Origin of the sequence: Sedimentibacter sp. MB35-C1 (assembly GCF_030913635.1) — a bacterium.
Taxonomy (GTDB): domain Bacteria; phylum Bacillota; class Clostridia; order Tissierellales; family Sedimentibacteraceae; genus Sedimentibacter.
Genome location: NZ_CP133188.1, coordinates 3,042,533 through 3,057,235 on the forward strand (window position 1 = coordinate 3,042,533; position 14,703 = coordinate 3,057,235).

15 protein-coding genes are annotated in these 14,703 nt (G+C 36.4%); 5 read left to right on the plus strand and 10 right to left on the minus strand.

The window, feature by feature from the left end:
- Positions 1-32 precede the first annotated feature (32 nt).
- From RBQ61_RS14795 to RBQ61_RS14805, 3 genes are all read right to left on the minus strand, one after another.
- Positions 33-839, minus strand: a complete 807-nt coding sequence (locus RBQ61_RS14795; RefSeq protein ID WP_308137988.1) for a DUF368 domain-containing protein — start codon at positions 837-839, stop codon at positions 33-35.
- Positions 840-992: 153 nt separating this feature from the next.
- On the minus strand, positions 993-1,538 hold the full coding sequence (locus tag RBQ61_RS14800; RefSeq protein WP_308137989.1) for a rubrerythrin family protein: 546 nt from the start codon (positions 1,536-1,538) through the stop codon (positions 993-995).
- Between the two features lie 86 nt (positions 1,539-1,624).
- Entirely contained in the window at positions 1,625-2,413 is a 789-nt protein-coding gene (locus RBQ61_RS14805) for a zinc dependent phospholipase C family protein (RefSeq protein WP_308137990.1), read from the minus strand.
- 298 nt (positions 2,414-2,711) lie between these two features.
- On the opposite strand from RBQ61_RS14805, the gene RBQ61_RS14810 reads away from it, so the two are divergent.
- Both RBQ61_RS14810 and RBQ61_RS14815 read left to right on the plus strand, forming a co-directional pair.
- Positions 2,712-3,632 carry a radical SAM protein gene (locus RBQ61_RS14810; RefSeq protein WP_308137991.1) on the plus strand — a complete coding sequence of 307 codons (921 nt, stop codon included), beginning with the start codon at positions 2,712-2,714 and terminating at the stop codon, positions 3,630-3,632.
- Positions 3,633-3,727: 95 nt separating this feature from the next.
- Positions 3,728-4,654, plus strand: a complete 927-nt coding sequence (locus tag RBQ61_RS14815; protein ID WP_308137992.1) for an LD-carboxypeptidase — start codon at positions 3,728-3,730, stop codon at positions 4,652-4,654.
- A 95-nt stretch (positions 4,655-4,749) separates the two neighbouring features.
- Here the strand turns inward: RBQ61_RS14815 and RBQ61_RS14820 are convergent, their stop codons facing one another.
- Positions 4,750-5,400, minus strand: a complete 651-nt coding sequence (locus tag RBQ61_RS14820) for a TetR/AcrR family transcriptional regulator (protein ID WP_308137993.1) — start codon at positions 5,398-5,400, stop codon at positions 4,750-4,752.
- A 364-nt stretch (positions 5,401-5,764) separates the two neighbouring features.
- Here RBQ61_RS14820 and RBQ61_RS14825 point away from each other — a divergent pair, with 364 nt between their 5' ends.
- Genes RBQ61_RS14825 through RBQ61_RS14835 form a run of 3 tightly spaced genes read left to right on the plus strand, consistent with a single transcriptional unit; the run spans position 5,765 to position 9,966 of the window.
- Positions 5,765-7,090, plus strand: coding sequence for a glycine/sarcosine/betaine reductase component B subunit (locus tag RBQ61_RS14825; RefSeq protein WP_308137994.1), 1,326 nt, complete (start codon positions 5,765-5,767; stop codon positions 7,088-7,090).
- Positions 7,091-7,101: 11 nt separating this feature from the next.
- Positions 7,102-8,418, plus strand: coding sequence for a betaine reductase selenoprotein B (grdH, locus tag RBQ61_RS14830; protein WP_308137995.1), 1,317 nt, complete (start codon positions 7,102-7,104; stop codon positions 8,416-8,418).
- Positions 8,419-8,475: 57 nt separating this feature from the next.
- Complete coding sequence (locus RBQ61_RS14835; RefSeq protein ID WP_308137996.1) at positions 8,476-9,966, plus strand: BCCT family transporter; 1,491 nt, start codon at positions 8,476-8,478, stop codon at positions 9,964-9,966.
- Positions 9,967-10,056: 90 nt separating this feature from the next.
- Here RBQ61_RS14835 and zupT read toward each other — a convergent pair whose 3' ends face one another.
- The 6 genes from zupT to RBQ61_RS14865 form a co-directional block, all read right to left on the minus strand.
- Complete coding sequence (gene zupT, locus RBQ61_RS14840; protein ID WP_308137997.1) at positions 10,057-10,866, minus strand: zinc transporter ZupT; 810 nt, start codon at positions 10,864-10,866, stop codon at positions 10,057-10,059.
- A gap of 202 nt (positions 10,867-11,068) precedes the next feature.
- The gene (locus tag RBQ61_RS14845; protein ID WP_308137998.1) at positions 11,069-11,428 is read right to left on the minus strand and encodes a NifB/NifX family molybdenum-iron cluster-binding protein; all 360 of its coding nucleotides are present in this window, start codon (positions 11,426-11,428) and stop codon (positions 11,069-11,071) included.
- Between the two features lie 77 nt (positions 11,429-11,505).
- A complete protein-coding gene (locus RBQ61_RS14850) occupies positions 11,506-12,372 on the minus strand; it encodes an ATP-binding protein (RefSeq protein WP_308137999.1) in 867 nt (288 codons plus the stop codon).
- A complete protein-coding gene (locus tag RBQ61_RS14855) occupies positions 12,344-13,210 on the minus strand; it encodes an ATP-binding protein (protein WP_308138000.1) in 867 nt (288 codons plus the stop codon). The genes RBQ61_RS14850 and RBQ61_RS14855 overlap by 29 nt, the downstream gene beginning before the upstream one ends.
- A 1-nt stretch (position 13,211) precedes the next feature.
- Complete coding sequence (locus RBQ61_RS14860) at positions 13,212-13,583, minus strand: NifB/NifX family molybdenum-iron cluster-binding protein (protein ID WP_308138001.1); 372 nt, start codon at positions 13,581-13,583, stop codon at positions 13,212-13,214.
- Positions 13,584-13,809: 226 nt separating this feature from the next.
- Positions 13,810-14,646 carry a DUF6544 family protein gene (locus RBQ61_RS14865; protein ID WP_308138002.1) on the minus strand — a complete coding sequence of 279 codons (837 nt, stop codon included), beginning with the start codon at positions 14,644-14,646 and terminating at the stop codon, positions 13,810-13,812.
- Between the last annotated feature and the right edge of the window lie 57 nt (positions 14,647-14,703).

Sequence of the window (14,703 nt, forward strand, 5' to 3'; positions counted from 1 at the left end):
AATAGCCCTGCGGTGTTTTTTGATTCATTGTTTTACCTGTTACCGGCATATCTGCCCAATGAGTATGATAAAATAAAGCATGAAATCAGAATTATTATGTTAATCATATAGAAAAATGTCATTTCAAATCCCGGGAATATTGAAATAATTGAACCTAAAACAAGCCCGAGTATCGTATAGTACATCATGCCATACATTTTGGCAAAAAGCATTGAAATCAACTTTGCAAATAATAATACGCTAAGGATAAATCCAATACCTAAAAAGAAAAGAAACATTATCTTAAAGTTAGATATGGCTCCTATCACAAGTTCATATGCTCCTATATACATTAAAATAACAGATGCACTGACGCCAGGGATTATAGTTCCAAAGCCAATTATTAATCCATATAGGATTAAATGAACAGGCTCATTACCAGCATTCATTACAGCATTAACGGAGTTATTTCCTATATATGTAAGAACAATTGTTAATAAAAATGATGCTATAAACGGAATCATGTATGCTTTTTTAAATCCTTTTTTATTTGCTTCTTTCACAGCAATAGGAAACGTGCCAAGCATTAAGCCTACAAATGCATATCTTGCCTCAACTTCATAATTAGCAAACAAAAATTCTATTATTCTGCTAAATGCTAAGACACCGACTACAGCTCCGATTCCAATGGGAATAAAAAAAATTAAATTGCGTTTAAAATTTATGTTCAAATGAGCAATAAAATTAGTTATTTTATCGTAAAGCCCAAAAATAACAGCTAAAGCTCCTCCGCTCACGCCCGGAGCAATTGCTCCTGCCCCTAGGGCCATACCCTTCAAAAACCCATATATAAAGTCCATAAATTCCCCCAGCTTCTTCATCTTTTTTTTAATTATATAGAAACTCCATCATTATATCAACATTATTTTTACAAACGGTGCAAAATCTCATAAAAAAAAGGACAGATATTAAAACTGCCTCCAGTTAAAAATCTGCCCTTTTATTTATGTTCTTTAGTAATTCTCGCAGTTAATCTCATAATATCCTTGAGGATATCCGCATATAGGGCACCTCTCGGGAGCACAGTCTCCCCATACCAGATTTCCGCAAATCAGGCACACCCAAACAGTGTTGCTCTCCTTGCAGAACACCTGATTGTTCGCCATATTTTGCGCCAATTGATTAAATCTATACTGCTGGTGCCTTTCTATTACAGCTATTCCTTCAAACATATTAGCTATATCTGTATATCCTTCTGATTGGGCAACTTCAGCGTATTGCATAAATAAATCTGTTCCTTCGTATCCTTCTGTTTCTGCCGCCTCAAACAGGCTTTGCAACACTGTAGGCATAACTCCCTGAAACATAAAACGCATCCATATATGTGCATGCTGCTGTTCATTTCTTGCAGTCAAATCAAAAATATCTGCAATTTGTTGATATCCTTCCCTTCTGGCCATTTCACCGTCTATTCTATAACGTGTGCTTTCAATCGATTCTAGGTTATATGCATTTAGTAGATTTTTATATGTCTGGCTGTTAATAAAATCATTAACCATATGTTCACATCCTTAAATAAGTATACACTATCTTATGTAGAAAATATTATAAGGTGTGAGAACTAAGTAAATATCACTGAGGAGCATTATAAAAAATTTCTGTTAAAGCGCTGATCGAGCTTTCCATCGGCTTTTAGATTTCTATAATAATAGTCAACCATCTCTGCAGCTAAGTTGGTAGACTCATTGTAGATCTCATATAATTTTTCATTCATTTCATTGCATTCTTCAATGGGGCTATAGCTCATCAACAATCCGACCATATTTTCGTAGTTACCTGAAATCTTCAACCCCAGCATTAGAAGATTTCTCTTTACCCTGCCAGGTGCAACAAGAAAATTCAGGCACTGTTTCATAGACTTCAACGCATCTTTTATTTCTCCCTTAGATATTTCTTTGTAAAACGATGATATTACCTCCGAATATTCGCAATCACATTTAATATGAGAGGTTGGTCTAAATAAAACAGGATTTAAATTATCTTTAAGCATGAGCACCCTGTCAAATTCCGTTTCTATGTGGCTGTGAGTAATTATCCGCCCTTCATTTTTTATTATGTACGGATGGCAATGGCTGTCAAGCACAAAATGACATATAAATCCGAATATATATGATAATGAAGCTTCATAATCAGACGAAGCGTTTATAACATCCTTTGCATTTCCGAAAAAATCTGCGGCGATTCTTTCATGTAAATTGTGTCCTACCTTGCTTATGCGGTTTGATTTCAGCGGCTTATAATAAAACAAAATATCAGGTCCATGGAGTCCGATGTTAAACAAATCCTTATTTTTATTTATAATCTTATTAATGTCTTCATCTATCAATTTTAAGACTTCCTGTCCAAATGTGTAATGAGCATATGTAGTAGGCATTTTTCTTCACCCTTATATCACTTTCATATTTTCAAGCAAGTAGTTTCTCTTTCAAATTATGGTTTTCTCCTACTTAACTTGTCAATATTATATTAATACAATTTTCTTTCTTATTCAATATTTCAGTCAAACATTTCCGCTATCAATTTCTAAAAAATTTATTCCCGCTTTTAAACGGTATTTACAACACGACAAACGTTGTTGAAATTGATTTAACAGTTTATTAGTCATAAATAAATACTTATTGCTGGATTAGCGGCTCAATGGTATAATTTCTATTATTTATCAGAGGTATGCCATGAACGCTAAATTAACAGACTATAAAAAACTATATGATGATTGTACGCTTTGCCCCAGGGAATGTCATGCCCGCAGAACCAACGGGCAAAAAGGATATTGTAGAGAAAACAGCAGGTTGGTAGTAGCCAGAGCTGCTCTTCACATGTGGGAGGAACCATGTATTTCCGGTTCAAGAGGTTCGGGAACAGTATTTTTCAGCGGCTGTTCTGTAGGATGTGTTTACTGTCAGAATCATAATATTGCTGATGGTACTGCAGGTAAAATTATTACAACAGAAAGACTTTCAGAGATATTTTTAGAGCTCCAGAACAAAAAAGCACACAATATTAACCTGGTAACTCCAAGCCATTTTGTCCCCCACATTATAGAAGCTGTCAATTCCAGCCGTAAAAACGGTCTGAATATTCCTATTGTATATAATACCGGAAGTTATGAAAAACCTGATGTGTTAGGACTGTTGGACGGAATTGCTGATATCTATCTGCCGGATTTGAAATACATGGATTCAAATATTTCTGAAAGATATTCAAACTGCAAAGACTATTTCAATTTTGCATCCAAGTCGATTTCTGAGATGGTAAGACAAGTTGGCGAATGCGAATTTGACTCTGAAGGCATGCTGCTAAAAGGCGTAATTGTACGCCATATGATGCTACCAGGATATCTAGAAGATTCTAAGAATATAATAAGATACTTACATGAAACTTTTGGCAGCAAAATTTATATAAGTATTATGAATCAATACACTCCGCTGAACAATGTCAAAAAACATCCTGAGATTGACAGAAAAATAACCGATGAAGAATATAAAGATTTGATAAATTATGCTATCAGTATAGGTATTGAAAATGGTTTTTTACAAGAAGGAGAAACGCAATCCGAAAGCTTTATTCCGGAATTTAATTGCGAAGGAGTATGATATAATCATATATTTAAACCAGCGGTTAACAAAAATAAATTATTTTCATATACTGATATGTGATACTAATTTATTAATTCTCCGGAGGCAGAAAAATGGCAATACGACCACCAATCTTGCGTGCCGGGGATACCATCGGTGTTGTGACACTTGGTAGTCCCCGAGATGAAGCTACCATTAATGAAAGAATACAATTTCTTGAAAATCTTGGTTTTAGTGTGCTAGTTGGAGATTATGTATACTCATCAGAGGGTTACTTGGCTGCAACACCACAGCAACGGGCTTCTGATTTAATGAGCATGTTTGAAAATCCAAATATAAGAGCTATAATTCCTGTAAGAGGCGGAACTGGAGTTAAGGATGTTATTCCTTACTTAGACTACAACCTTATTAATAGAAATCCTAAAATATTTACTGGATACAGTGATATAACGGTTTTGCTGAATGTGTTATATATATGGTCAAATCTAATTACTTTCCACAGTTTGCTTTTGATTGATTTCAGAAGCACAACTCCTGCTTATAATTTTAATCAATTTTTTACCGCAACTTCAACACTCACATCTCCAAGATTAATGGAAAATCCGCCTGGTATTCCACTGGTAAGCAGAGTCCCCGGAAACGTAAGCGGTACCATAGTAGGAGGAAATCTTCAATCATTTGTGGATACCCTTGGAACTCCTTACGAGGTAGATACTAAAGGCAGGATTGTGTTCATCGAAGAAACTCACGAATCAATAAGCCGTGTTTACAGGCTCGTAACCCATTTAATTCATGCAGGCAAATTCCGTGATTGTGCAGGAATAATTGTTGGTGAGTGCACAAACTGCCCGGATGCTTACGGCAAAACATATGAAGATCTCATAAACGACGTACTGGTTCCGCTTGGAAAACCATTGATGACTAATCTCGCTTCAGGCCACGGATATTATAAAATGACAATTCCTATAGGTGCTCACGCCAATTTAAATACTTTCGAAAACACACTGATTATAACAGAGCCTACAGTAAGCTTAACCTAAAAAATGCAAAGAGAATTAGTTGTGCTGCTATTATAAATAAAATGCAGGCGGAATATTACCGGCTTCCGCCTGCTCATGCACACCATAAACATAACTTACTTTATTAAAAATGAATCCGTAATATGTACAATGTATTTCATAGTTTTTTCCAAAGCATACTCAGGATCAATTTTTCCGTTTAAAACCTTCAACAGTATTCCTTCATATATCATAGTTGCCATTTCATTCATCGATTCCATATCTTCAGCTCTTATCAACCCTTCTTTGACGCACTCACTAACCAGAATCATATCTCTTTCATAAATATTATATTTTAAGAGCATCTCAGTTGTAGCATCTTCGGAATGTATTCCGAGATCGTCAGGAAATAAATTATAGTATTCCTTTACCACTTCTTTATGATCATCGTTTAACCTTGCAAAAAATATTGAATGATATATTTCCGGATTCTTAAAAGAAAAATAGCAAAAACACTCCCATACCTTTAGAAACCTTTCTGCAGAATTGTGGGCATTCATCAAATATTTTGGAAGAGCCGCTGTATAATCATTTAAATATTTCAGAGAAGAAAACAAAATCAAATGATCCAAATTCTTAAAGTAATTGTAAATTGTAGCACTGTTGTATCCTGCATTGCTTGCAACCTTTCTTATGGTAACATATTCAATTCCTTCATTCTTAATTATTTCATCTGTCGCATCTATAAAATACGTCATCATCCTTTTTTTCTTAATATTTTTGTCCATTATGTACCTTTCCTTTGCCATTTAACTTATGTCAATTATATATTAATTTATGTTCATAAACAACATAATTTGTAATTTTATAATTACTGAGTTTTTGGATATTATTATGCGATTTTGGTTATTATTAACTTTAGTAAAATAAAAAAATCAAAAAATAGATAATATTTTAACAAATCATGATTGAAATATAATCATGATTATGTTATAATATAAATTAATAGTTAGTAAAGGCAATATAACTATCCATTATAATTGCAACTTATTTTATTCTAGGAAGGAGTGATTAATTAGATTTAATCAATAGTTGCAAAACTAGTAATAAAAAGGTTTGCCTAAAAACAAAAAATTGAAGGGAGTGTAATTGATGAAACTCGAATTAGGTAATTTTTATGTCAAAGACATCGTCTTTGGAAGTGAAACATCCTTTAAAGACGGCCTTTTAACAATCAGTAAAGAAGAAGCATTGAAGGTTGTTAAAGAGGACGCACACATAACAGAAGCAGAATTGTACATAGCAAAACCAGGCGATAAAATCAGAATAGTACCTGTTAAGGAAGCAATCGAACCAAGGACAAGAATAGGTGGCGGTCCTGTTTTCCCTGGAGTTACAGGGGATTTAATGCAAGCAGGGAACGGAAAAACATTGGCATTAAAAAACTGCAGTGTGCTAGCTGTAGGCAAGCACTGGGGAGGATTCCAGGACGGACTTATTGATATGAGCGGTGAAGGCGCCAAGTACACCTACTATTCTCAATTGAACAACATTGTTTTAGTTGCTGATACTGATGAAGACTTCGAAAAAAATGAGCAGCAAAAGAAAAACAAAGCGCTCAGATGGGCAGGTATGAGACTTGCTGAGTATGTAGGCTCATGCGTTAAAGATTTAGTTCCTGAAGAAACAGAAGTATTTGAGCTTGATTCTATGACAAAAAGAACAGGCAATGTAAACGATTTGCCTTCTGTTGTTTTGGTTCTTCAACTTCAATCACAGATGGAAGCATTAGGCTACAATGATTTGGTATATGGATGGGACGCCAACAGAATGCTGCCTACTTTAATGCACCCAAATGAAATTTTGGACGGAGCAGTTATTTCTGGAAGCTTTATGCCTTGTTCATCTAAATGGTCTACGTATGATATTCAAAATTTCCCTGTAATAAGAAGATTATACAAGGAACATGGCAAAACAATTAATTTCCTTGGAATCATCACATCAAACTTAAATGTTGCAATGGAGCAAAAAGAAAGATCAGCTCTGTTTGTAGCTCAAATTGCAAAAACAATCGGTGCTGAAAGCGCTATCGTTGCAGAGGAAGGATACGGAAATCCTGATGCTGACTTCATTGCATGCATAGTTGCGCTTGAAGATGCTGGTGTTAAGACAGTCGGCCTTACACCTGAATGCACAGGAAGAGACGGAAAATCACAGCCGTTGGTTACTCTGGATGAAAAAGCTGATGCAATCGTATCAGCAGGAGATGTTTCTCAGTTGATTGAACTTCCTCCTATGGAAACAGTTCTTGGAGAACTGGATGCACTGAAGAGGGACGGACTTGCCGGAGGATGGGCTGTAGATGAAATTCTTGGACCATCAGTTAGAGAAGACGGTTCTATAATAATGGAAAACAATTCTATGTTCTGCGGAGACCAGGTAGTCGGATGGTCACCTAAGACAGTAAAAGAATTTTAGGGAGGTGTACAATGAAAAAGGCAATTCTTTATATAAATCAGTTTTTTGGTCAGATAGGCGGAGAAGACAAGGCAGATTTCGCTCCTGAAATAAGAGAGGGACTTGTAGGTCCGGCTTTAGAGCTGCAGAAAAAATTGGGAGATGATGTAAAAGTAACCCACACAATAATTTGCGGCGATAATTTCATGGGATCTAACACAGAGGAAGCTGTTAAAACTATCTTAGGTTTCTTAAAAGACAAAGAGTTTGACATATTCTTTGCAGGACCAGCATTTAGAGCAGGAAGGTACGGTAGTGCATGCGGTCATATAGGAAAAGCAGTTTTAAATGAGTTCAAAGTGCCTGTTATTTCTTCAATGAACGAAGAAAACCCTGGAGTTGAAATGTTCCGTAAGGATATATATATTTTCAAGGGCGGCGCTAGTGCAGCTGCAATGAGAAAAGATGTTGCGAAAATGGCAGCTTTCGGCAAGAAAATACTAGACGGCGAAGAGCTCTTTCCAGCAGAAAAAGAAGGATATTACGGAAGAGGTGTAAGAAGTGTAACATGGACCACCCCTCCTGTATATGCAGCTGACAGAGCTGTTGACATGCTTATTAAAAAAGTAAACGGCGAACCATTTGCAACAGAACTTCCAATCCCACCGAAGGACACTGTTGAAATTGCTCCTCCTATTAAAGATTTATCAAAAGCAACAATAGCAATAGTTACTTCTGGTGGAATTGTGCCTGTTGATAATCCTGACAGAATACAGTCTGCTTCAGCTACAAGATGGGGAAGATACAATATTGCAGGTATGGATAAATTGGAAAGCGGCGAATTTAAAACTATACATGCTGGATTTGACCCTGAAGTTGCAAACGGAAATCCAAACGTTATAGTACCTCTTGATGTATTGAGAGTTTATGAAAAAGAAGGAAAAATAGGAAAACTTCATGATTATTTCTATTCAACAGTCGGTACCGGAACTACTCAGGGAGAGGCTGCAAGAATGGCAAAAGAAATGATTGTTTATCTGCAAAAAGAACACGTTGACGGAGTTATAATGGTATCAACCTGAGGCACCTGTACACGTTGCGGTGCAACGATGGTAAAAGAAATAGAACGAGCAGGATTTCCTGTTGTTCAGATGTGCAATCTTGTTCCTGTTGCTAAAACAGTGGGAGCGAACAAAATAGTTCCTACATTCTCTATCCCTTACCCGCTTGGAGACCCTTCTAGAAGTAAGGAAGAGCAATGGAAAATGAGCTATCATAGAGTTGGCGTTGCTTTAGATGCTTTGACAACTGATGTTGCAGATCAAACTGTATTCAAGGTTCAAATATAATTAATTTAATATGGGGATGTATTAAAATCATCCCCACTCTAAAGGTGCGGAGGAAATATGAATGATATAAATAAAAAAAATAATAAAGTGTTTTACATATCTCTCATTTTTTCAACATCAATAGTATTATGGGGAATTATAGGACAAACGAGCTTTGCCAGTGCTGCAAATTCTTTGCTGCACTTCCTTTCAAAATACTTCGGGTGGTCATACTTATTGTCAATGTTGATATTCGTAATTTTTGCTGTTGCTCTGGCATTCAGCAAGTATGGAAATATAAAACTTGGTGCTGATGACTCAAAACCCGAGTATAGTACAGCGTCATGGTTTGCCATGCTGTTTGGAGCTGGAATGGGTATTGGATTGGTATTCTGGGGTACAGCAGAACCAATATCTCATTTTGTGAAGCCTCTGGGAGATATAGCCCCCGGAAGTTTAGAGGCATCTGACTTTGCAATAAAAACCTCTTTTATGCATTGGGGTTTTCATCCATGGGCTAATTACAGCATCATAGGTCTAGCTCTCGCTTATTTTCAGTTCAGGAAAAATAAGCCGGGACTTATCAGTAGCATATTTATTCCACTTCTAGGAGAAAAAAGGGTTCAAGGTCCAATAGGAAACCTTATAGATATTTTAGCAGTTTTTGCTACAGTATCAGGTGTTGCAACGTCTTTGGGGCTAGGAACCTTACAGATAAACAGTGGATTAAACTATCTTTTTAACATTCCAGAAACACCAGTAGTTCAAATAATAATAATATCAGTTATCACTGTATTGTTTATCTGGACTGCTGTAACAGGTATTGATAAAGGAATTAAGACATTGGGAGATATAAATTTATACCTTGCGTTTGGGTTGCTTTCATTGGTTATAATTGTTGGGCCAACGCTGGGAATAATAAACAACATGACTAACGGCCTGGGATTATACTTAAATGATTTCCTGAAAGACAGCCTTGGAATAAGTGCATTCGGCGACAATTCATGGCTTGAAGGGTGGAGAATATTCTACTGGGCATGGTGGATTGCATGGGCTCCTTTTGTAGGAAGCTTTATCGCCAGAATATCAAAAGGAAGAACTATAAAAGAATTTGTAGGCGGGGTTATAGTAGCTCCGGCACTTGCATCAATAGTATGGTTTTCAGCCTTTGGAAGCCTTGGACTGAATTTAATTGATAAGGTTGGGGTTGAAGGTATTGCAGTTATGACCGAAGCTCCTGAAACAGCTTTGTTTCAAGTATTAAAATACTATCCTCTTGGAAACATATTGTCACTAGTTACAGTTGCATTGTTATGTACATTCTTTATAACATCTGCTAACTCTGCAACATTTGTACTTGGCATGTTAACGTCTGAAGGAAATTTGAATCCAAATAGAAATAGAAAAGTTCTGTGGGGATTAATTCAGTCATTCCTTGCAACTGCATTACTGCTTTCAGGAGGATTGCAAGCGTTACAGACAGCTTCAGTCGCAGCAGCATTCCCATTTATTTTTGTAATGCTTTTTGCAATGGTTTCTCTAATGAAAGCTTTAAAAACGGAAATATAAAAATAACTAATTTAAATATAAAAACTCACCCATAAAAAACTCTTCCCCTAGCCAGGAAGAGTTTTTAACTGCATTATTACCACAAATTTCTTAGATAAACAACAAGAGGCTTACAGCCATCACAGCCATTCCCCCAACAAGCCCGTATATTGCTAGATGATGCTCTCCATATTCTCTTGCTGAAGGTAGAAGTTCATCAAGACTTATATATACCATGATTCCTGCAACTGATGCAAATATAAATCCAAACATAGCATCATTAAAAAATCTGAATAAAATCAAATACCCTATAATTGCCCCAATCGGCTCCGATAATCCTGATAAAAATGATAGCTTAAATGCCTTTTTCCTGCTGCCCGTAGCATAAAATATAGGAACAGCAACCGCAATTCCTTCAGGTATGTTGTGTATTGCAATCGCAAATGCAATAGGCACTCCAAGACTTGGATCATTCAGTGCAGCTGTAAATGTCGCAAGCCCTTCCGGAAAGTTATGTATACCTATGGCAAGTGCAGTAAACATACCCATCCTCATCAAACTGGATTTATGTTCTTCACTTTCTCCGTCCATTTCTTCCACCGTATGTACTTCATGAGGATTTTCCGTTGATGGAATCAAATTATCAATAACAGCTATAATAAGAATACCGAAAAAAAATCCTCCCACAGTTGCCCAAGCACCCATTTTTACTCCCATTACTGCAATTAAAGAATCTTTTGCTTTAACAAAGATTTCAACAAATGAAACATAAATCATTACACCTGCTGAAAAACCTAATGCAACAGATAAAAATTTAGTGTTAGTCCTTTTTGTAAGCAACGAAAGTACACTTCCTATCCCTGTGGAAAGCCCGGCAAAAAGCGTCAGTAAAAAGGCAAACATAACATTAGATAGCTCCATATAATACTCCTTTCAATGTCATTTCCATACAATTAATTATACACCGAAATATCCTAATATAAACTTGTTTATAAACAGCTTTTTAATTTTTTGTTATTAATGGCAGCCAAAATACTGCAGAGCATAAAATGAACAAACACACGGCATAGCCGAAACCGACTATGCCGTGCGCTGTAATCAATACTTCTTTATTGTAGGCGTATTATTCGCCGCATTCATCATGATGTTGATGCTCATGGCAGACTGAACCTGTTGATTTTAATGAACCTTTAAGATATGCTTCCGTTGCTGCCTTGGCATCACCGCTGGCACCAACAATTACTTCTATCCCTTTTTCATTAAAAATATCTATGGCTCCGCCTCCCATTCCGCCTGATATGATTACATTAATTCCCATATCATTTAAAAAGTTTGGCAAAAATCCCGGCCTGTGTCCCGGATTTGGAATTGACTCTTCTTTTGTAATAACATCATTTTCAGTTTCAAAAATATTGAAATTTATACAATGTCCAAAGTGTTCTGTTACTCTTTCATTTTCGCTGGCAACTGCTATTTTTATCATTTTTATCTCCTTTATATATATTATCTGGTAAAAGGTATTTAGCCTCAACCATTTCCTAAACTTATTTTATTCCTACTTCATTCGCTGTACAGCAATTCCATAGTCTTGCTGTATAAATGTTTTACAACCGTGCCGGATTTGCATTCTACATCGACAATGGTTTGGCCATTATTAACAGCCTTAACAGCTTCTGAATCATAAGGTATTCTACCTACAAACGGAATTTTGTTCTCCTTACAAAACTTTTCTATTTTTTCAGAATTTTCATAATTAATATCATATTTATTTATGCAGACTGCAACCCTTGCACCGAACTTAGCTGCGGTATTTATTATCCTTTCCATATCACTGATACCTGAAACAGAAGGCTCTGCAACTATCAGTACCATGTGAACACCGCTCAGTGATGCAATAACAGGGCACCCTATTCCAGGAGAGCCGTCTATTATTGATAATTCAGCACTAGGAGCTGCTGATCTCATTTGTTTTTTCACTTCACTTACCAGCATCCCAGAAGTACCATTTCCCATTTTTAGCTGTGCTGTTGAAAAAACTTTTTCATTTTCGGAATACAACATAAGCTCTCCGGCAACAGATGGTCTCAAGCTTACCGCATTGACAGGGCAAACAAGTTCGCAAACACCGCAACCCTCACAAGCAAAAGGATCGACTTTATACATTTCTGTTTTAGATATGGCACTAAATCTGCAACTTCTGGCACATTTGCCACAATCAATGCATATTTCCGGGTCTATTTCCGCTTTTGGGAGGCCATAATAATCCGTTATTTCCGGATTGGTGTTTTGTCCGGCTATAAGGTGTAAATTAGGCGCATCAACATCGCAGTCAGCATATGATTTAGCATCGGAAAGCTTTATAAATGCACTTGCTATCGTAGTCTTTCCGGTGCCGCCTTTACCGCTGAGAATTAATAGCTGCTTCATTTTGCACCTCCTGTGTCACTTTATCGAGCAAAGTTAAAAATAATTCTTTATATTTCTTACTTTTAAATACGGCAATTTCCGCATTTGAGTTCAGCATTCCAAGCTCACTGTCAAATGGAATCTTGCTTAAAATTTTAATGTTATTTTCATGACAAAATCTTTCCGCGGGATTTTCTCCATCTGTACATTTATTTAAAACTGCGCCAAAAGGCTTTTTAAAAATTTTAACCAATTCATAAACCATGTTGAGATTGTGCACACCAAACAAGGTAGGTTCTGCAACTAATATGCAATAATCCGCATCTTTGATGCTCTCCATTACACTGCATGCGCTTCCGGGCGGGCAGTCAATAAAAACATTCTTACATGAACCGAAATTGCTCTCATCAAGAAGATCTTTTATAATAGGAATACCTGAAACTTCTCCTGTGTTCAACATCCCTGTACGCACGGTTATCTGATCGGAATTTCCTTCAAGCACTTTACCTACTGACTTGTTTTTTTCCGTCAACGCATTTTCCGGGCATAACATTGCACATCCACCGCATGAATGGCATACCTCTTCAAATACAATCAATCTGTCTCTTATATGGGCGAGCGCATTGTACTTGCAAAAATCAACACACTTACGGCATCCGTTACACAAATCATAATTAACCTGAGGAACTTTCACATAAATTCCTTTTTCCTGAACGTTATCCGGTTTCAAAAAGAGATGACCATTTGGCTCCTCTACATCGCAATCTATATATTCTGAATTACCTGATACGGCTGCCAAATTAACCGAAACTAAAGTTTTTCCCGTTCCGCCCTTACCGCTCAGAACAGCAATCTTCATATTAATTGCCTCCGTGATGTCCGTGGAATCCGGCATGTATTTCATCAAGTTGAGAAAGCTCTCCCGCAATAAATGCATCAATGTTCTCCTTTGCAGAAGAACTCCTTGTTTTAAATATTTTAATATCAGCAGCCTTAAGTACTTCAGCTGCATTTTCTCCGCATCGACGCGCAAGTACCGATTCAGCCCCGCTGTCTACTATTGCCTGAGCCGCTTTAATTCCAGCTCCTCCTGTCATAGCTGCCGCACTGTTGTCAAGAAACACAGCTTCATTTGCTTCGGTATCATAAATCATAAAGTAAGGTGCTCGGCCAAATGACACGCACTCCTCTGTTTTAATGTCTTTTTTATCTACGGGTATTGCTATTTTCATAAAAGCCTCCATTTTTTCTTTACCGCACATTTGTACATCATGTCAAATGTTAATTCAAAGTACTTATTGAACTTTTACAGCATAAAATAATCGTTGTTATCGACATATGTCATTTATGTTTTAATTATACTCCTTATTTGACATATGTCAATAACATTTTAGAGGTTTCCCAAAAATTTGTTTTTATATCTTTGCAATTTATTTAAAGTATAAATACAAAAAATTTTTAATAGTGCTCAATTAATATTTTCGAACCATTTTCATTAAAATATATAAAATCTCCTTCAGGATAATGCCAGACAGAGCTAACAACTCTTGGCACCCATATTTCATTGCTCTGATGATAGTCTTCAACTATTGCCGACCATGGCGCCTTCCTCTCGCTGCCGTCCATAGAGACCGATATTCTATCATTTGTTCTGAAACTGCGCCATAACCCGTCCTCATCAAATGTAAATACACCTGAAGCTGATATTCCGTAGCAACTTATCTCTGCTTCGGCATGCGTGCTGTCGATTTCCTTCCACGTAATGAAATCTTGCAACGCTGCATTTGGGAAAATCAGACTTTCAGACAAATATGTCACTAAGCATGCCCTATCCATTTCAGCTCCTCTCTGATCGAATAGTGTTATAATCTTTGCAATAACTCCTTTCATTCTTCCTATTCCGCAATCATAGGAATCAAGCCCCTCAAATGGAATACCATACAAATTAGAATTTATAAACGCAAAGCGCTCAGGGCGTTTTACAAAATTGCACTGAGTATGATCAATCTTTATTGTCTTAGATGGTGACATCTTAAAATTTACATTTTTATAATATGCCTTCATATAACTCATTTTAGGCTTACCAATATACCCGCATTTCTTAAAATATTTTTGTACAGGCTCCGGAAGATTTATCATATCATTTTCAGTAAATACTTCTAATGTCTTGCTCATTGATTTAACTCTGTTTTCAATCACATTATTAAACTCTTTTTTTGTCTTTGAATACGGCATGTAAAGAAATAATATTAATAATACAATCACAAATAATCCTGATAATAGTAGATACCACATACTCTTTTTCTCCCCTTTCATATTATCCAAATCTTTGTCTTTAAAAATACAAATGTT